Origin of the sequence: Gordonia spumicola (genome assembly GCF_009932475.1) — a bacterium.
Classification (GTDB): Bacteria; Actinomycetota; Actinomycetes; order Mycobacteriales; family Mycobacteriaceae; genus Gordonia; species Gordonia spumicola.
This window is the reverse complement of sequence record NZ_BJOV01000003.1, coordinates 413859-431543: the sequence shown is the minus strand read 5'-3', so window position 1 is coordinate 431543 and position 17685 is coordinate 413859. Positions and strand designations below refer to the sequence as shown.

The window sequence follows — 17685 nt, the reverse complement described above, 5'->3', positions numbered from 1 at the left end:
CCATGACCGATTCGAACGAACCGCGTAGCGACCAGTGGGCGGCGTACGACGAGACACAGATCGCCCCGGTCTCGTTGAACAAACAGGAAGCACCGGCCCCAGGGGACGTGGCGGCGTCCGACGCTCCCGCGGTGCCTCACTACGAGAATCCCGCCCCTGCGCCCGCATACCAAGATCCGTATGCGCAGCCGCAGTATCCCGTCGTTCCCCCGTACCCGGCCCAGCCCCAGTATCCGGTCGCCCAGCCCCAGTCGCCCTGGGTTCCGCAGCCTGGGCAGTTCTTCCAAGCGCCGCCGCCGATCAACTACGGTCCGGCTCCGCTCACGGCTCAGACGTCCGCGATCCTGGCGACGGTGTTCGGTGGTCTGCTCGTCGCGGGATGCTGGACCACACTCATCGGCATCGCGCCGCTCGTGTTGGGCATCGTCGGACTCAACAAGGCCAACTCGGTGGGCCGACTCTGGGGGACCGGTCAGTTCGACGCGGCCCGGTACGCCGCGGAGGAGTCACGTCGATACGCGAATTGGGCCTGGATCAGCATGGCGATCGGTTTCACTCTCGGTCTTCTGCTGGTGCTTGTGCTCGTCATTGCGAACCCGTAGCCCGAGCAAGTCGGCCGACGCGACGACTACTGCATGGCGGAGCTGAGGCTGCGGGCGTAGTTGACGCGATTGTGAACGTCCATGACCGTGTTCGGGGCGTAGACGGGAATCGACGTGGTGTGCATGAACCCGCCACTGGTGACGGTGACCTGCACGGTCCCGGTGGTGCGTCGTTCCTTCACCAGCAGGAAGAACAGGCTGAAGAGGCAGACCACGAACGCGCCGACGATCGCGCACACGATCGCCCAGGTGGGGATCTCCTCTGTCGTGTGCGACATGTCGGTGACGTGCCACTGAGCACCCGCGACGGGTGCGGTCCCCGCGGGGGTGACGATCTGCGTCTGTGTGCACGAGATGTCGCCGATCGTGATCAGCGGAAGGCCTGGGTATCCGGGTTGGAATCCGTTGTTCGAGTCCCACGGATTCGGAGAGTACGGGCTCGTCATAGCGGACATCCTATGTCCGCGCCGTGTGATTCGGGTCATCCCGACAACCGAACGCCCACCGCGGGTGTGTCATGATTCCCCGATGACTGGCTACGGAAGCGGCGGATACCCCTACGGCGGCGATGGATCGATTCCTCCCGCGGCCGGGTCGGCGAATCTCCCGCAGCCTTACTCTCAGCCCTACAGGAACCCGATGCCGTACGTGCCGCCGTATCAGCAGCCCGTATACGTCCAGCCTCAGTACGGGCAGCCGAGCCCGTACGCAGCGCCGATGCCGTACTCGCCGTACGGGCAGGCGGCCGTTCCGGGAGCGTTGTACGGCGTCGACCCGTTGACCGGCATTCCGCTGTCGGACAAGTCGAAGTCCACGGCGGGACTGTTGCAGCTGTTCTTCGGCGGATTCGGCGTCGGCCGCCTCTATCTGGGGCACACCGGGATCGGCGTCGCGCAGTTGATGTTGACGCTGTTCGGCCTGATCACCACCCTGTTCATCGTCGGCGGGTTCATTCTGTTCGGTGTCGGTGTCTGGATCCTGATCGACGCGATCATGATCTTCACCGGATCGGTCCGCGACTCGAACGGCCGTGTCCTCAGATAGCGCTCACAGCGGCCAGTTGTGAACGGGTTCGCCTTCGTGCATGAGCGTCTTGTAGTCCAGGAGCATGCCGTGGAGTGCCTGCTCGCGTGACTCGCCCGCCTGTTCGCGGGCGTCCACGGCCTTGCGCTGCCATACCGATCCGGTCTGCTTGGTGACGCAGCGTCCTTCGATGACGCCGAGGTAGCGGCGCTTGGCCTTCTCGGACACGCCGAACGACGTGAGGCCCTTCTCCGCCAGCGGCAGGAGGCGTCGGAGGGTCAGTTCGTCGGGGCTCACCCAACCGATGGTCGGCCAGTACACCTGGGAGTCGAGGCCCCACTGTGCGCCCGCCGCGAGGTTCTCTCGCGCGGCGTCGAACGACATCTGCGACCACAGCGGACGGTCGGCTTCGACGAGGCCGCGCACGAGCCCGTAATAGAACGCCGAGTTCGCCATCACGTCGACGACGGTCGGCCCGGCCGGCAGGACGCGGTTCTCCACGCGGAGGTGCGCCTGGCCGTCGACGACGTCGTACACCGGCCGGTTCCACCGGTAGACGGTCCCGTTGTGCATGCGCAGCTCGTCGAGATTCGGGATGCGGCCCTCGTCGAGTTCGGCTATCGGGTCGACGTCGGTCGACACGGGCAGCAGTGCGGGGAAGTAGCGCGTGTTCTCCTCGAACAGGTCGAAGATCGTGTTGATCCACCGTTCGCCGAACCACACGCGCGGTCGAACGCCCTGGTTCTTCAGTTCGAGCGGTCGAGTGTCGGTGGCCTGCTCGAACACGGGGATGCGCGTCTCGTGCCACAGGGCCTTGCCCGCGAGAAACGGCGAGTTCCCGGCGAGCGCCACCTGGATTCCGGCGATGGCCTGTGCGGCGTTCCAATGGGCGGCGAAGTCTTCCGGCGCCACCCTCAGATGCAGCTGCAGCGACGTGCACGCGGCTTCGGGCAGGATCGAATCCGTCGTCGTCAGGAGGCGTTCGGCGTTCATCCGGTCCGACAGCGGGACGCCCGAGATGTCGATCTCCAGATCTTCGCCTCGCGCCGCGAAGATCTGCTCGTTGAGCAGGCCGTACCGGGGATTCGTCGAGATCCACTGGCCCGCGAAGTGCTCGTGACGCAGCGTCGGCAGCATGCCGATCATCAGCAAGTGATTGCCGGTCGACGCCGCCCGCGCCTCGGCCCTGTTGAGCGACGTCCGCAGCATCTGTTCCAGGCTGACGGTGTCGCCGCCGACGAACGGTCGCGGCGACACGTTGATCTCGATGTTGAACTGCCCGAGCTCGGTCTGGAAGTCGGGGTCGGCGATCGCCTCCAACACGCGCGTGTTCGCCATCGCCGGTTCCGCGTCGCCGTCGATCAGGTTGAGCTCCACCTCCATGCCCAACAGCGGCTCCGGAGGTCGCCCGTGGTCGGTGAACAGGCCGTCCGCGAGCATCCGGGCGATCGCATCCGTGCCCTTCGACACCCGCGATCGGAACCGCACCCGGTCGGCACCGCTGAACTTCTGATGATCGACTTCCGCGCCCATGCAGGTCATGGTGCCGGACCGGGACGTCTCCCGTAGCGGGATCGACGCAGAACGCGGCGCTTGCTCCGAGCCCTGTGACCGCATACTGGTCACAGGGCTCGGAGCAAGCGCGTCCTAGAGTGGACCGCATGTCGATGACCGCCGATCTGCACGTGCACACCCACTTCTCGGACGGCACGGACACTCCCGAGGAGTTGTTCGCGGCGGCGCGAGCGGCCGGGCTGACCACAGTGGGACTGACCGACCACGACACCTCCAAGGGATGGGCGTCGGTCGCGGAGGCGGTGCCTGCCGGGATGCGGGTGCTTCCGGGAGCCGAGTTCTCGACCAAGCATCCCGCGCCCGACGGATCGTTGGTGTCGGTCCACCTACTCGGCTACCTGTTCGACGCCGCCGACGCCGCGATCGTCGGCGAATGGCAGCGGATGACCGACGAGCGCACCAACCGCGGCACGCGGATCGTCGAGAAGCTGATCGACGCGGGGTACGGGATATCCCTCGACCGCGTGCGGGAGATCGCGGGCCCCAGCAACATCGGCCGCCCGCACATCGCGCGGGCGCTCGTCGAGTCCGGGGCGATCGGCTCGGTGGGGGAGGCGTTCGCCGGGCTGCTCGACGACGGCGGCACGTTCGACGTCCCCCTGCGGTCGACCTCGCTCGTCGAAGGCATCGAGCTGATCGCGAACGCCGGAGGCGTCCCCGTCCTCGCGCATCCCCGCGCCAGGGCCGCTGCGGCCGTGCTCACGGTGGACGTGATCGCCGGACTGGCGGACGCGGGCCTCGCCGGACTCGAAGTGCGTCATCCCGACCACGACGACGCCGCACGCGCCGAACTCGCCGGGATCGCCGCCGACCTCGGACTCCTGCAGACCGGGTCGAGCGACTACCACGGTCGCAACAAGACCCTGGTCATCGGGCAGGAACGGACGTCGGACGAGGTCGTCGAGCAGATCATCGACCGCGGGGCGCTCGCTCCGTTCACCCGCTGACGTGGGCCCGCGAGACCGGGTCGACGCCGCGCAGACCCGCGCCGCCGTGCTGGCCGTCGAAGCGTGGCTGCGCGACGGGAGCCTCCCCACGCCGCCGCGCCCGGCCCTGGCCGCCGCGGTCCGCACCACCGCACGGACCGTCGCACAGGACGCGCCGGGCAACTCGGTGGAACTTCGGGTGCCGCCGTTCGTCGCCGTCCAGTGCATAGAGGGCGTCCGCCACACGCGCGGCACGCCGCCGAACGTCGTCGAGACCACGCCGCGCACCTGGCTGCTCCTGGCGACCGGCCTCGCCCGGTTCGACGACGCCGTCGACGCACACGACGTCAGCGTGTCCGGGCATCGGGCGGGCGACGTCGCCGCGTACCTGCCGGTGGTCCCGCTCAAGGTGTGACGTAGTCCTACGGACTTCAGTCCTCGGCCCGGTGGCGGGTACCCTTGGGAAACGCCCGTCCAGTCCACGAAACCGGAGCGTCGCATCGTGACCGACCTGTCGATCCATTCCCGCAACCTGCTGGATGCCCCGCAGCCAGACGACTCGCACGAGAACGATCCCCGCGAAGAATGCGGTGTGTTCGGCGTCTGGGCGCCGGGCGAGGACGTCGCGAAACTCACATACTACGGCCTGTACGCGCTGCAGCACCGCGGGCAGGAAGCGGCAGGCATCGCCGTCGGAGACGGCTCGCAGGTCCTCGTCTTCAAGGACCTCGGTCTGGTCAGCCAGGTGTTCGACGAGCAGACGCTCGCGTCGATGATCGGACACGTCGCCGTCGGACACTGCCGCTACTCGACCACCGGCTCCACCACGTGGGAGAACTCGCAGCCCATCTTCCGCCACACCGACGCGGGCAGTGGCGTGGCGCTCGGCCACAACGGCAACCTCGTCAACACGGCCGAACTCGCGGCTCGTGCCCGTGACCTCGGCCTCTACGGTCCCGCCGACCGCTCGGCGGCGTCGTCCGACTCCGACGTCGTCGGCGCGCTTCTCGCACACGGCGCCGCGGACAAGACGCTCGAGCAGGCGGCCGTCGAGCTGCTGCCGACGCTCAAGGGCGCGTTCTGTCTCACCTTTCAGGACGAGAACACCCTGTACGCGGCCCGCGACCCGCACGGCATCCGTCCGCTGTCCCTCGGCCGCCTCGACCGCGGTTGGGTGGTCGCCTCCGAGACGGCGGCGTTCGACATCGTCGGCGCGTCATTCGTCCGCGACATCGAGCCCGGTGAACTGCTCGCCATCGACAGCAACGGCGTCCGCAGCACACGCTTCGCCGAGGCGACGCCGAAGCTGTGCGTCTTCGAGCACGTCTACCTCGCCCGCCCGGACAGCGTCATCCACGGCCGCTCCGTGCACTCGGCACGCGTCGACATCGGACGCCGCCTGGCCCGTGAGCAGCCCGCCGAGGGCGACCTCGTGATCCCGGTCCCGGAGTCCGGCACCCCGGCGGCCGTCGGCTTCGCGCAGGAATCGGGCATCCCGTACGGCCAGGGCCTGATGAAGAACGCCTACGTCGGGCGCACGTTCATTCAGCCGTCGCAGACCATCCGCCAGCTCGGCATCCGCCTCAAGCTGAACCCGCTCCGCGAGGTCATCCGCGGTCGCCGGCTGGTCGTCGTCGACGACTCGATCGTCCGTGGCAACACCCAGCGCGCCCTCATCCGCATGCTCCGCGAAGCGGGCGCCGCCGAGGTCCACGTCCGGATCGCGTCCGCACCCGTCCGCTGGCCCTGCTTCTACGGCATCGACTTCGCGTCGCCCGCCGAGCTGATCGCCAACGGCATGGAGTCCGAGGAGCACATGGTGGACGGTGTCCGCCAGGCCATCGGAGCCGACAGCCTCGGCTACATCAGCGTCGACGAGATGATCGCCGCCACCGGCGAGGACCGTGGCAACCTGTGCGCCGCCTGCTTCGACGGCAACTACCCGATCGCGCTCCCCGAGGAGACGGCGATGGGCAAGGCGGTCCTGGAGACCATGATGTCCGGGGAGACCGTCGTCGCCGATCCGCTGACCGCGCAGAACGACAATGTCAGCGCCGTCATGCGGCCCTGAACGAGTAGATTCCACGAAGCACTCGGGTAGCGTGAGTGCGATGAACACGGCGACCGACCGCTGACACGGCCGGTCGCCACAACAATGTGTAGGAGAAGCACGACGATGACGGACGGGTCTGCCGCCAACCAGGCTAGCGGGGGCGGTGCGTCGTACGCGGCCGCCGGCGTGGACATCGATGCGGGTGAACGCGCCGTCGAGCTGTTCCTGCCGCACGCCAAGCGGGCCACGCGCCCCGAAGTCATGGGGGGCCTCGGCGGATTCGCCGGACTGTTCTCGCTCAAGGGCGACTACCGTGAGCCGGTGCTCGCCGCGTCGTCCGACGGCGTCGGCACGAAACTGGCCGTCGCGCAGGCGATGGGCGTGCACGACACGGTCGGCCGCGACCTCGTCGCCATGGTCGTCGACGACCTCGTGGTCTGCGGGGCCGAACCGCTGTTCCTGCAGGACTACATCGCCGTCGGCAAGGTGATCCCCGAGATGGTCGCCGACATCGTCAAAGGCATCGCCGACGGATGCGTCGACGCGGGCTGCGCCCTGCTCGGCGGTGAGACCGCCGAGCACCCCGGCGTCATGGAAGACGGTCACTACGACATCTCCGCGACCGGTGTCGGCGTCGTCGAAGCCGACGACATCCTCGGTCCCGACCGTGTGCGCCCCGGCGACGTCGTCATCGCGATGGGGTCGTCCGGCCTGCACTCCAACGGCTATTCGCTGGCCCGCAAGGTGCTCCTCGAACTGAGCCACCTCGATCTCGAGGGTCACGTCGACGAGTTCGGCCGCACCCTCGGGGAAGAACTCCTCGAACCGACCCGCATCTACGCCAAGGACTGCCTCGCATTGGCCGCCGAGACCGATGTCCGCACCTTCGCGCATGTCACCGGCGGCGGACTCGCCGACAACCTCGGCCGCGTCCTTCCCAAGGGCCTCGAGGCGACCCTCGAACGCAACTCGTGGACGCCCGCCCCGATCTTCTCGATGATCGCCCAGCGTGGACGTGTCGAACGTCTCGAGATGGAACGCACCTTCAACATGGGTGTCGGCATGGTCGCGATCGTCGCTCCCGAGGACACCGATCGTGCGCAGGCGGTTCTCACCGCCCGCCACATCGACAACTGGGTCCTCGGCTCGGTCAACCGTGGTGCGGACGGCGCCTCGGGTCGTGCCGAACTCGTCGGAGATCACGCGCGCTTCTGAGCGGATACAGCGTAGAGAGCGGGCCCGGTCTGTACAGATCGGGCCCGCTCTCTATGTGTTCGATGTCCCGTTCAGCGCTCACCAGTGCCGTTCGGGCACGCGGAAACGAGAATTCTCAGCGCGTCAGAAGGCGGTGGAACGAGGTGAGGGGATGATCCGAGCGGTGCGCGTCAGGCGCGACGCCACTCGTCTTCGCTGAGTCTGTCGTCGTCCGACCATGCGTCGGTCCCGAACGACTGTCCTCCACCGGTGGACAACTCGCGCTGCAAGCTGTCGAAGTCGGTGTTCGGAGCAGAGTACTTCAGCTGACGTGCAACCTTCGTCTGCTTTGCCTTAGCCCGGCCGCGGCCCATATGGGACCCCCTCGCACAATGACGGGGCGGCCATCGTGGTGGCGGCCCCGTTCTATTCGTTAGTAATTCTCGTACTGACAGTCTAGCGCGTACGGGCCACAAAATCTTCCCGGCCCCGGCCGCTGATCAGCGAGTGCCGTCACACCTGCAGGTCGGAGGGGTTCAGGCGCGACCGCGGAGCCGGTCCTGTGCCGCCCGACCAGCCGGAACGGTGTCGTCTGGCACGAACAGGTCGTCGTCGATGCGGGCCGCCGCGCCGCCCGCGGTGAGCTCGGCGTCGACGGGAACGGTGCGTTTCACGAGGGCCAGCGCGATCGGGCCGAGCTCGAAGTGGTCGACGACGGTGCCGACTCGTCCGACGCTGCGGTCGCCCGCGGTCACCGCGTCGCCGGTCGTCGGCCGGTCGTCGGCGGAGCCGTCCAGATGAAGCAGCACGAGCCTGCGGGGCGCGCGCCCGATGTTGGCGACACGCGACACCGTCTCCTGGCCGCGATAGCAGCCCTTGTTCAGGTGGACGGCCCCCTGCTGGGTCGGGTCGCCGATCCAGTCGGCCTCGTGCGGGATGGTCCGCTCGTCGGTGTCGATGCCGAGGCGGGCGCGTCCGGCGGCCACGCGCAGCGCCTCGTACGTCCACATCCCGGCGGGCCGGGCGCCTGCGGCGGTAATCGCCGACCACCACGCCTGCAGGTCGTCACGCGGGACGACCACATCGACGACCGGCGTGGTCCGTCCCTCGCCGATCGGCGGCATCACCCGCCAGAAGCCGAGCGGTTCGTCGTCGTGATGGCGTTCGGGCAGATCGCCCGCGGCGTAGACGTCGGCGTCGGCCGGGATCTCCAACAGGTCGGCGACGGGACCCGACCGTGCGTCCGGTCCGATCAGGGTGAGGACGGCCATGTCGTCTCGCGTCGCGGGCGTCACCTGCGCCCAGAACACCATCTTCGTCAGGAAGTCGGCGAGCGCGCGTCCGCGGAACTGCTCGGTGTCGATCCACGTCACGTCGTCGATGTCGGTGAGGACGAAGTGATCCTCGATGCGGCCGTTGAGGTCGAGCGACAGGTTCTCGGCGCTGCGCCGATCGGCCAGGTCGGTGACGTGCTGCGACGAGATGGTGTGCAGCCAGCTCAGACGTTCCGGTCCGGCGAGTTCGATCACACTGCGATCGCTGCGGTCGACCACCGCGACTCCGCGCGACGCGGTCCGCTGTTCGCCGAGCGGGTCGCCGTAGTGCCAGGCGACGCCGGGGCTCCGGTCGTCGTCGGGGGTGGGAACGGCCTCGGCGGACGCCGCCAGGATCGCAGAGCGGACGGGGCGAACGGATTCCGCGGACATGACAGTCAGTCTACTGTCGGTGACGTGATCGTGGTGGACGGCGACGGCCGAGTGCATGACCCCGACGTCCCTCTGCTTCACGCGGACGACCTCGCGGCCCTGCGCGGCGACGGGGTGTTCGAGACCATCCTGATCCGCGACGGTCGGCCGCGGCTGCTCGACGCGCACCTCGCGCGACTGTGCGACGGCGCCTCCCGACTCGATCTCCCCGCACCCGACGCGGCGGCCCTGCGCCGCGCGGTCGGGGTCGCCGCACATGAATGGGCGTCCGGCGACGACGGGTGCCTGCGGATCGTCTACTCGCGCGGCCGCGAGTCGGGCGGACCGCCCACCTGCTATCTCACGGTGACACCGGTGCCCGAGCGTGCCGCTCGCGCCCGTCGCGACGGGGTCACGGTGACGCTCCTCGAGCGCGGAGTGTCGGCGCGGCCGTGGGAGCTCGAGGGTGCGAAGGCGCTCAGTTACGCGCGGAACATGGCGGCGCTGCGCCACGCGCAGCGCGCCGGGTTCGACGACGCGATCTATGTGTCGCCGGTGGGTGCGATCCTGGAGAGTCCTCGGGCGAATGTCGTCGCCGTCATCGACGGAGTCCTGACCACGCCGCCGCGCGACGGCGGCGTGCTCGCCGGAACCACCCTGGCGGCTGTCTTCGTGCACGCGGACCGCCCGACCGCGGAGGCGGTGCTCACCCGTGACGATCTGATCCGCGCGGACGGCGTCTGGCTGCTGTCGTCGCTCACCCTTGCTGCGCGTGTCACCGCTGTCGACGGCCACGAGCTGATGCGGCCCTCGTCCGCCGCCCCCGACATCCCCGCCATCGTCGCCCGCGCGATCCTCTCCGACTCGTCGGAGTAGGCGACGAGCAGGGAAAGTGATGCTGACCGTCGAATCTGCGGTGTCGGCGAACAGAAACGCCCACGTGTGGACTCGAGTGCTCCGAAGATCGGTTCGCTGATCGCGGTCGGGCGGCATGGCGCCTCTGGAAGCTGCTGATCGGACCGATCTTTGGAGCAGGCGAAGAAGGCAGGGAGATGTCGCCGTCGTACGGCCTGGTGGGGCCGGGCCTTTGGTCTGATGGGTCACGATGGTCTTGTAATCCCGCAGATCGCTACTACGCTCTGTAGTAAAAGCCGGGACAACACGATTGTGAGGCGAGCGTGAATGTCGTAGACATCTCCAGGTGGCAGTTCGGAATCACGACGGTCTACCACTTCATCCTGGTGCCGCTGACGATCGGACTGGCTCCGCTGATCGCGGTGATGCAGACCGTCTGGCACGTCACCGGGAACGAGCAGTGGCTGCGTGCCACCAAGTTCTTCTCGAAGCTCTTCCTCATCAACTTCGCGCTGGGCGTCGCGACGGGCATCGTGCAGGAGTTCCAGTTCGGCATGAACTGGAGCGAGTACAGCCGCTACGTGGCCGACGTGTTCGGCGCGCCCCTCGCGATGGAGGGCCTCGTCGCGTTCTTCCTCGAATCGACGTTCATCGGCCTGTGGATGTTCGGCTGGGGACGACTCCCGCGCCGGGTCCACCTGGCGTGCATCTGGCTCGTCGCGATCGGCGTCAACGCGTCCGCGTACTTCATCGTCGCGGCCAACTCGTGGATGCAGCACCCCGTCGGCGTCGAATGGGATCCGGTGCGTCAGCGACCGCAGATGACCAACTTCATCGCCCTGATCACCAACAACACGACGCTCGTCGCGTTCCCGCACGTCATCGCGGGCGCCTTCCTGACGGCGTCGACGTTCGTCGCGATCATCGGCATCTGGTGGATGGCGCGGAACACCTACCGCGCCCACAAGCTCGACCAGGCGCTGGAGACCGGCGACCACTCGGAGGTCCCGGCCACCGACTCGCCGAGTCAGGTGGACGCCACACCGGAGCAACTGCGTCACGACAATCAGACGCTGTGGAGGCCGGTCACCCGGATGGCGTTGTGGGTGACGATCGCCGCGGGACTCGCCCTGATCGTCACCGGCGACATGCAGGGCCAGCTCATGTTCAAACAGCAGCCGATGAAGATGGCCGCGGCCGAATCGCTCTGCGAGACCGAGACCGGGGCGTCGTTCTCGGTCCTGTCGATCGGCAGGCAGAACAACTGCGACTCCATCGAGCACGTCATCGCGATCCCCAACATGCTGTCGTTCCTGTCGGATCACACCTTCGACAGCACGGTCATGGGCGTCAACGAACTGCAGAAGCTCTACCAGGACAAACTGAACATGCCGGGGCAGAACTTCGCGCCGAACCTGTTCGTCACCTACTGGAGCTTTCGCGCCATGATCACGTGGGCCGCAGGCTCGGTGGTCGTCGCGATCGGCGGCCTGTGGTTCACTCGCCGCAAGCGCAGTGACGTTCCACGCAAGTTCGGGTACGTCGCCCTCGCGATGCTGCCGACGCCGTTCCTCGCGAACGCGTCCGGCTGGATCTTCACCGAGATGGGCCGCCAACCGTGGGTGGTCGTACCCAACTGGGCCGACCCGGACGGCGATCCCCTGCGCATCCACATGCTCGTGCAGGACGGTGTCTCCAACCACACGCCGCCGATGGTGTGGACCACCCTCATCGGATTCACGCTGCTCTACGGCGCGCTCGGCGTCGCCTGGTTCTACTTGGAACGCAAGTACGTCATCGCCGGTCCCAGCGACAAGGACGCCGTCGCGCCCGACGTCGGATCGGACGACGACGCCGACTCGCCCCTGTCGTTCGCCTACTGAGGAGGCAGACCATGACACTCGAATACTTCTGGTTCGCCGTCATCGCGGTGCTGTTCGTCATGTACTTCGTCCTCGAAGGCTTCGACTTCGGCGTCGGCATGCTCCTGCCGTTCCTCGGGCGCAGGTCGGAGCCCGACGGCGACAAACGTCGTCGACTCCTCCTCAACACCATCGGACCGGTGTGGGACGCCAACGAGGTGTGGCTGCTGACCGGTGGCGGAGCTCTGTTCGCGGCGTTCGGGGGCTGGTACGCGACCATGTTCTCCGCGTTCTACCTGCCGCTGTTCCTGATCTTGATCGGTCTCATCGTCCGCGTCGTCGCCATCGAATGGCGCGGCAAGATCAACGACCCGCGATGGCGCGGCTGGTGCGACGTCGGGATCGGTCTCGGGTCGTGGCTGCCCTCGATCCTGTGGGGTGTCGCATTCGCGAACGTGGTCCGCGGCATCCCGATCGACGCCGATCACCAGTACACCGGCGGCTTCTTCAACCTGTTGAACCCGTACGCACTTCTCGGCGGCGCGACGACGCTTCTCGCCTTCCTCACGCACGGCGCCCTGTTCATCGGGCTCAAGACGAGCGGCGACATCCGTGACGAGGCGCAGACCCTCGCCTGGCGACTGTCGATCCCGACCGCCGTCGTCGCCGCGACGTTCCTGTTGTGGACGCAGATTGCATACGGCAAGCCGTGGACCTGGGCGATCGTCGCCGTCGCCGCGGTGGCCGCCGTGGTCCTCGTGGCTGCGGCCTACGCACGACGCGAAGGCATCGCATTCGCGGCGACCAGCGTGGCGATCATCGGGACCGTCTCGATGCTGTTCAGCGTCCTCTTCCCGAACGTCATGCCGTCGACCACCTCGGACGCCTACACGCTCACCATCGAGAACACGTCGTCGAGCCACTACACGCTCGTCATCATGACCTGGGCCGCCGCATTCATGACGCCCGTCGTGATCGCCTACCAGGCGTGGAGCTACTGGGTGTTCCGCAAGCGACTGTCCGTGGATCAGATCCCGCAGTCCGTCGGCCTCCCGTTGTGACGGAGGCGGCGGCGCGCCGTGCGCCGATCGACCCGCGTCTGCTGCGATTCTCGCCGACGGCGCGGAGATACGCGACGGTGCTCGCCGGGTTCGCGGTCGTCGACGTCGTCGCGGTGATCGCCGGTGCGATCGGGGTGGCCGGGTTGCTCTCCGACCTGGTGACCGACCCGGCGTCCCGCACGTTCGGCGCACAGTCCGTGCACCTGGCGGTGATCGTCGCGGCGTTCGCGACGAGGGCCGCGATGACGTTCCTGCGGAACAGGTACGCACACCGTGCCGCGCTCGCGACGATCGCCGAACTGCGGTCCGCGGCGGTCGACGCGCTCACCGACCCGCGGCGGACGTCGCCGCACGAACTGGTCACCGGGCGCGAGCGTGCGTCCACCGTCCTGCTCCGCGGGCTCGACGCGTTGGTCGACTACCTCGCCGACTACGTCCCGGCCCTCGTGTCGACCATCGTGATCACACCGCTGGTGATCGTGGTCGTCGGCTGGACGGACTGGCCGTCCGCGGTGATCATCATCGTCACCATCCCGCTGATCCCGCTGTTCATGGCGCTGATCGGGATGCTGACCCGCGACCGTACCCGCCGCAAGCTCGACGCGATGAGCAGGCAGAGTTCACAACTCCTCGACCTGATCACCGGCCTTCCGACGCTGAAGGCACTCGGTCGAGCGCACGGTCCCGCGGCCCGGGTCGACGAGCTCGGAGCGCGTCTGTCCCGGACCACGATGAGCTCGCTGCGGATCGCGTTCCTGTCCGGAGCGGTCCTCGAACTGCTCTCCACCCTGTGCGTCGCACTGGTCGCGGTCGGCATCGGGCTGCGTCTCGTCTTCGGCGACATGAGCCTCTACGCCGGCGTCCTCGCGCTCGTGCTGGCTCCCGAGGCCTACCTGCCGTTGCGCCGGATCGGCGCCGCGTTCCACGCCGCGGAGGACGGCATGGAGGCGTCGCGGGAGGTCCTCGCACTGCTCGACGCGCCCGCTGCGGCGCCGTCGGGCTCGACTGCGGTGTCCGCGCCGTTCACCGTCCGGGTCGACGACCTGGGCGTCCGGGGCCGAGACGGCTGGACACCGCGCCACCTGACCTGCGAGTTCACGCCCGGCCGCGCCACCGTCCTCAGCGGTCCGAACGGGGCGGGCAAGTCGACCGTCGTCGCCGCGGTCCTCGGCCTCGAACGGCCTGACGAGGGTCGCGTCCGGATCAACGGCGTCGACGTCGCCGACCTGCATCCAGACAGGTTCCACGAACAGGTCGCGTGGCTTCCGCAGCACCCCGTGCTGGTCCCGGGGACCGTCGCCGACAACCTCTCGCTGTTCGGCGACCTCGATCCAGATCTCGTAGCGCGAGTGTCGCCCGAGGTGGCCTTCGACGACGTGCTCGCCGACCTTCCCGACGGTCCGCGGACCCTCATCGGTCCCGGTGGGACGGGCCTGTCGGCCGGACAGCGGCAGCGTCTGGCGCTGGTCCGCACCCTCGCCTCCCGTGCGTCCCTGGTGCTGCTCGACGAACCGACGGCGCACCTCGACGACGAGACCGCGCGGCGGGTGCTCGACGCCGTCCATCGTCGTGCCGCCGACGGCGCGACCGTGATCCTGGTGTCCCACCGCGCCGAGACCCTCGACGATCCCGTGCTCGTGACCGGCGAAGCGGTCGGCCGATGACGAACGACGACCCGCTGCTCCGCGCGTTCGACGCGATCGGACTGCGTCGACGGTCCCTGGCGGCAGCCGTCGGACTCGGAGCCGCTGGCGCGCTCTCCGCGCTCGGACTGGCCGCGCTGTCGGCATGGTTGATCACCCGGGCCTGGCAGATGCCGCCCGTCCTGTACCTGTCCGTCGCAGTCACCGCGGTCCGGGCCCTCGGCATCTCACGTGCCCTGTTCCGATACCTGGAACGGCTCGCCACACACCGGCTGGCGCTGGACGCGATGGCCTCGGCGCGGGGCCGCGTGTACCGGTCGATCGCCTGCTCGGGCGCCGCCGCCGACCGGTCCGAACTGCTCGCACGGACGGCCGACGACGTCGACGACATCGGCGACGCCGTCGTCCGCGGGGCCGTCCCGATGGCGGTCGGCGCCGTCACTGGAGTCGCGGCGGTCGCGATCATGGCGGTCGTCTCTCCGCTGTCCGCAGTGGTCCTGGCGATCGCGCTGCTGATCAGCGGCGTCCTCGCTCCCCGGTGGGCGGCGCGGGGATCGGCCGCGGTCATCGCCGACGGAGCGGCCGCCAGACAGCGCACCGGCGATGCGGTGACGACCGCGCTCTGGCACGGCCCCGAACTCGTCGTAGCCCGCCGCCGAGGGACTGTGCTCGACGGGCTCCGCGAGGCCGACGCGTCGTATGCGCGCGCCGTCGACACCGGCCGCACACGACAGGCCGCCGCGGCGTCGATGACGCCGTTCGCGGTGCTGGTCAGCGTGGTCGCGGCAGCGGTGATCGCCGTCGACCTGGCATCGCGCCTCACCGGCTCCCTGTCGGACGTGTCGTCGACCGGTGGCGCGGTCACGCCGATGCTGTTCGGCGTCCTGCTCCTCTTGCCGCTGTCGTCGTTCGAGACCACGGGCCCGCTGACCGAAGCCGCGATCGCCTGGCAGACCGGAAGGCAGGCCGCGGTCCGGTTGACGACGCTGATGGGCGACGACGACCCGCCCGCGGCCTCCGACCCGGTGTTCGGCGACGAGCCCGCAGCGGTGACCGCGCGTGGTCTGCGGTGGGGCCACGACCGTCCGCTCGGCACCGTCGATCTCGACGTCCCCGCGGGCGGGCGACTCACGATCGTCGGACCGAGCGGCGTGGGCAAGACGACCTTGGCGCTGACGTTGGCCGGGCTGTTGCCGCCGCTCGCGGGCAGCGTCTCGACGGTCGAGGGCACGACCGCGTACTTCGGTGAGGAAGCGCACCTGTTCTCGACGTCGCTGCGGGAGAATCTTCGGGTGGCTCGTGGCGACGTGTCCGACGATGAGATCGAACGGGCGTTGGCAGACGTCGGACTCGGCGACTGGGCGGGCGGACTGCCGGACGGTCTCGACACCGAACTCGTCGGCGGAGGCTCGGCGCTCAGCGGCGGCCAGCGTCGCCGGATCCTGCTCGCCCGGGCGATCGTCCACCCCGCTCGGGTCGTCATCCTGGACGAGCCGACCGAACACGTCGATTCGGGCTACGCCGCGGAGCTGCTCCGTCGGATATTGGACGTCGACGGACTGTTCGGACGGGATCGGACCGTGGTCGTCGTGACGCATCAGAACGTCCCAGAACTGGGTGTCTCGACCGGGACGGTTAGCCTTCACTGACTGAATAGAGGCTACCCTTTGTGCAGGTCAGGGCCTATTTAGGCATGCCGAGCCTCGCTGGAAATCGCTGAGAATCTCTCTACTCTGGACTCTGTCGGCATACGAGGAAGTCATCGAGACAAAGCGAGAGGCAAGGCGACAACCATGAAGATGAACGAAGAGCTCGAAGTCGAATTCACCAAGCAGATCACCCGCGAATACGAGTCGTCGTTCCTGTACCGGCAGCTCGCCATCGAGGCGGAGCTCCGCGACCTCCCCGGCATCGCGTCCTGGCTGCGCGCCCAGTCCGCGGAGGAACTGACGCACGCGGATCGGCTGATCAAGCACCTGACCGACCGCGACAACCATCCCGTCATCGGCGACATCTCGATCTCGTCGATCAAGATCGACGAGATCACCGACGTGTTCGAGATCGCACTCGACGCCGAGCGCGCGGTGTCCGACGGCATCCGCAGTCTGTACGTGCACGCCGAAGAGGCCCACGATTTCGACTCGCGACCGACCATCGACTGGTTCATCAGCGAGCAGTTGGAGGAGGAGGCGACGGTCAGCGAGATCCTCGGCCGCCTGCGTCTGGTGAACGGCGACGGCTCCGGCCTGCTCCGCATCGACGCCGAACTAGCGGGCTCGGCGGCCTGACCCACGGCTGAGACAACTTCGGCACTCGCGACCGCGCTATGGGCGGTCGCGAGTGCCGAAGTTGTTCTACAGGTGTGAGGTCAGCCGATGACTCGGCGGAGCTTCGCCGACAGACGGGGAGTTAGGTCGCCGTCGGTGTCGACGCGCTCCTCGACGTACGCGAGATCGCCGTCCGGGACGAGCCCGTACAGTCGCTTCGCGCCGCCGGTGTGCGCGCCGGTCTCCGTTCGGATCGTCACATCGGTGGTGACGTTCCACGACGTCTGATTCAGCGGGCGGCCGTAGTACAGCTCGATGGATCCCTCGGCGTGCGTCAGGCAGAGCTCGATCTCGTCGTCGTCGCTGATCCGCCAGAAGCCGGACTCGCGGAGGTCCGGCCGCACGTACGCGCCCTCGCCGTCGATGATCCACGAACGCGACTGCCACACGAGGTAGTTGCCGCCGTCGTGGGAGACGATGATCTGCTGGCCGAACTGGTAGTCGTCGCCGGTGAGCGGGTTGAAGCCCTCGCCGGTTCCTTCCCAGACACCGACCATCGGCAGCAGTGCGAGGAGCCCCGGATGCAGATCCGGGCCCTCACGGAGGTTCGCCGTGTCGGTCGGCAGCGGAAGGTCGCCGACGGCGGGGACGTTGAGGCCTGCGGTCTCCTTGGAACGCTCTTCGGCGTCGGAGATCGCTTCATTGCCCGAACGGGTCATGACTCGTCGTTCACCAGTCGGTAGACGGTGTAGAGCGCGAACCAGACGATGAGGAGCGATGCCAGACCCAGGAGGATTTCGAAGAAGAGGACCACGCCTCGACTTTACCCCGACGGCTTCGACGGAGATAACCCCGCCGGAGGCAGTGGCGGATATGTCACACCTTTCGACTCGCGAGCTCGCTCAAGGGGCGGGACTCGCGAGCTTGCTCAGGGGGAGG

Annotated in this window: 17 protein-coding genes; 12 read left to right on the top strand and 5 right to left on the bottom strand. The window is 68.3% G+C overall.

The features are described 5' to 3' along the window. Nucleotides 1–2: 2 nt before the first annotated feature. Nucleotides 3–602: a hypothetical protein gene (locus tag GYB83_RS08105; RefSeq protein WP_161895005.1), complete on the top strand. Its 600-nt coding sequence runs from the start codon at nt 3–5 to the stop codon at nt 600–602. A 26-nt stretch (nt 603–628) separates the two neighbouring features. Here GYB83_RS08105 and GYB83_RS08100 read toward each other — a convergent pair whose 3' ends face one another. After that, complete coding sequence (locus GYB83_RS08100) at nt 629–1048, bottom strand: hypothetical protein (protein WP_161895004.1); 420 nt, start codon at nt 1046–1048, stop codon at nt 629–631. Between the two features lie 193 nt (nt 1049–1241). Here GYB83_RS08100 and GYB83_RS08095 point away from each other — a divergent pair, with 193 nt between their 5' ends. Further along, the gene (locus tag GYB83_RS08095; protein ID WP_228461296.1) at nt 1242–1646 is read left to right on the top strand and encodes a TM2 domain-containing protein; all 405 of its coding nucleotides are present in this window, start codon (nt 1242–1244) and stop codon (nt 1644–1646) included. A 3-nt stretch (nt 1647–1649) separates the two neighbouring features. Here GYB83_RS08095 and GYB83_RS08090 read toward each other — a convergent pair whose 3' ends face one another. After that, nucleotides 1650–3158 carry a glutamate-cysteine ligase family protein gene (locus tag GYB83_RS08090; protein WP_161895002.1) on the bottom strand — a complete coding sequence of 503 codons (1509 nt, stop codon included), beginning with the start codon at nt 3156–3158 and terminating at the stop codon, nt 1650–1652. A gap of 128 nt (nt 3159–3286) precedes the next feature. Between GYB83_RS08090 and GYB83_RS08085 the strand changes: the two genes are divergently transcribed. From GYB83_RS08085 to purM, 4 genes are all read left to right on the top strand, one after another. Then, on the top strand, nt 3287–4147 hold the full coding sequence (locus GYB83_RS08085; protein WP_228461295.1) for a PHP domain-containing protein: 861 nt from the start codon (nt 3287–3289) through the stop codon (nt 4145–4147). Nucleotide 4148: 1 nt separating this feature from the next. Further along, complete coding sequence (locus GYB83_RS08080) at nt 4149–4541, top strand: sterol carrier family protein (RefSeq protein ID WP_161895001.1); 393 nt, start codon at nt 4149–4151, stop codon at nt 4539–4541. Nucleotides 4542–4628: 87 nt separating this feature from the next. Continuing rightward, nucleotides 4629–6197 (top strand): amidophosphoribosyltransferase, encoded by a 1569-nt coding sequence (gene purF / locus GYB83_RS08075; RefSeq protein WP_161895000.1) that lies wholly within the window; start codon nt 4629–4631, stop codon nt 6195–6197. A gap of 105 nt (nt 6198–6302) precedes the next feature. Beyond that, nucleotides 6303–7394 carry a phosphoribosylformylglycinamidine cyclo-ligase gene (purM, locus tag GYB83_RS08070; RefSeq protein WP_161894999.1) on the top strand — a complete coding sequence of 364 codons (1092 nt, stop codon included), beginning with the start codon at nt 6303–6305 and terminating at the stop codon, nt 7392–7394. A 170-nt stretch (nt 7395–7564) separates the two neighbouring features. Here the strand turns inward: purM and GYB83_RS08065 are convergent, their stop codons facing one another. Both GYB83_RS08065 and ygfZ read right to left on the bottom strand, forming a co-directional pair. Then, nucleotides 7565–7747: a DUF3073 domain-containing protein gene (locus tag GYB83_RS08065; RefSeq protein ID WP_161894998.1), complete on the bottom strand. Its 183-nt coding sequence runs from the start codon at nt 7745–7747 to the stop codon at nt 7565–7567. 162 nt (nt 7748–7909) lie between these two features. Beyond that, entirely contained in the window at nt 7910–9079 is a 1170-nt protein-coding gene (gene ygfZ / locus GYB83_RS08060) for a CAF17-like 4Fe-4S cluster assembly/insertion protein YgfZ (protein WP_161894997.1), read from the bottom strand. 27 nt (nt 9080–9106) lie between these two features. Here ygfZ and GYB83_RS08055 point away from each other — a divergent pair, with 27 nt between their 5' ends. The 6 genes from GYB83_RS08055 (at nt 9107) to GYB83_RS08030 (ending at nt 16767) form a co-directional block, all read left to right on the top strand. Then, nucleotides 9107–9934 carry an aminodeoxychorismate lyase gene (locus GYB83_RS08055; protein ID WP_161895563.1) on the top strand — a complete coding sequence of 276 codons (828 nt, stop codon included), beginning with the start codon at nt 9107–9109 and terminating at the stop codon, nt 9932–9934. A 302-nt stretch (nt 9935–10236) separates the two neighbouring features. Then, nucleotides 10237–11796, top strand: coding sequence for a cytochrome ubiquinol oxidase subunit I (locus GYB83_RS08050; protein WP_161894996.1), 1560 nt, complete (start codon nt 10237–10239; stop codon nt 11794–11796). A gap of 11 nt (nt 11797–11807) precedes the next feature. Continuing rightward, on the top strand, nt 11808–12836 hold the full coding sequence (gene cydB, locus GYB83_RS08045; RefSeq protein ID WP_161894995.1) for a cytochrome d ubiquinol oxidase subunit II: 1029 nt from the start codon (nt 11808–11810) through the stop codon (nt 12834–12836). Further along, nucleotides 12833–14500, top strand: coding sequence for a thiol reductant ABC exporter subunit CydD (gene cydD / locus GYB83_RS08040; protein WP_161894994.1), 1668 nt, complete (start codon nt 12833–12835; stop codon nt 14498–14500). Before cydB ends, cydD begins: the two co-directional genes overlap by 4 nt. Next, nucleotides 14497–16128, top strand: coding sequence for a thiol reductant ABC exporter subunit CydC (cydC, locus tag GYB83_RS08035; protein WP_161894993.1), 1632 nt, complete (start codon nt 14497–14499; stop codon nt 16126–16128). The genes cydD and cydC overlap by 4 nt, the downstream gene beginning before the upstream one ends. 144 nt (nt 16129–16272) lie before the next feature. Further along, a complete protein-coding gene (locus GYB83_RS08030) occupies nt 16273–16767 on the top strand; it encodes a ferritin (RefSeq protein WP_161894992.1) in 495 nt (164 codons plus the stop codon). Nucleotides 16768–16847: 80 nt separating this feature from the next. On the opposite strand, the gene GYB83_RS08025 is transcribed toward GYB83_RS08030, so the two are convergent. Next, a complete protein-coding gene (locus tag GYB83_RS08025) occupies nt 16848–17465 on the bottom strand; it encodes a heme-binding beta-barrel domain-containing protein (protein WP_161894991.1) in 618 nt (205 codons plus the stop codon). Nucleotides 17466–17685 lie beyond the last annotated feature (220 nt).